The organism is Finegoldia dalianensis (genome assembly GCF_046255015.1).
Taxonomy (GTDB): Bacteria; Bacillota; Clostridia; order Tissierellales; family Peptoniphilaceae; genus Finegoldia; species Finegoldia magna.
On sequence record NZ_JBDLBQ010000015.1, the window covers coordinates 1 to 1079 of the forward strand.

General features: G+C 41.4%; 1 protein-coding gene. It reads left to right on the forward strand.

Annotated features, from left to right (window positions below):
- A partial coding sequence (gene tuf / locus ABDJ34_RS09990; protein ID WP_412702244.1) for an elongation factor Tu occupies nt 1-1079 on the forward strand: 1079 nt, incomplete at both ends.

A 1079-nucleotide genomic window follows, 5' to 3' on the forward strand; every position in this document is an offset into this window, starting at 1 on the left:
GCAGCCGTAACACTTGTATTAAACAAGAGAATGGGCTCAGGAGAATTCGTAGACTACGCTAACATCGACAAAGCACCAGAAGAAAGAGAAAGAGGAATCACAATCAACACTTCTCACGTAGAATACGAAACAGAAAAAAGACACTACGCACACGTAGACTGTCCAGGTCACGCTGACTACGTTAAAAACATGATCACAGGAGCAGCACAAATGGACGGAGCAATCCTAGTAGTAAGTGCAGCAGACGGTCCAATGCCACAAACAAGAGAACACATCTTGTTAGCAAGACAAGTAGGCGTACCAAAAATCGCAGTATTCTTAAACAAAGAAGACCAAGTAGACGACCCAGAACTAATCGAATTAGTTGAAATGGAAGTACGTGAATTATTAAACGAATACGAATACGATGGAGACAACACACCAATCGTAGTAGGATCAGCATTAAAAGCATTAGAAGATCCAGACGGAGAATGGGGAGACAAAATCATGAAATTGATGGAAGAAGTAGACGAATGGATCCCAGCTCCAGTAAGAGACGTTGACCACCCATTCCTAATGCCTGTAGAAGACATCTTCACAATCACAGGACGTGGAACAGTAGCTACAGGTAGAGTAGAAAGAGGAAAAGTAAAAGTAGGAGACAACGTAGAAATCGTAGGACTTACAACAGAAAAAAGAACAGTAGTAGTAACAGGTGTAGAAATGTTCAGAAAACAACTTGACGAAGCAGAAGCAGGAGACAACATCGGAGCATTACTAAGAGGTGTACAAAGAGAAGACATCGAAAGAGGACAAGTATTAGCAGCACCTGGAACAATCCACCCACACACAAAATTTGAAGCAGAAGTATACGTATTAACAAAAGAAGAAGGTGGAAGACACACACCATTCTTCTCAGGATACAGACCACAATTCTACTTCAGAACAACAGATGTAACAGGAAACATCGCATTAGAAGAAGGCGTAGAAATGGTAATGCCAGGAGATAACGCAAAATTCATAATCGAATTAATCACTCCAATCGCAATCGAAGAAGGATTAAGATTTGCCATCAGAGAAGGCGGAAGAACAGTAGGAGC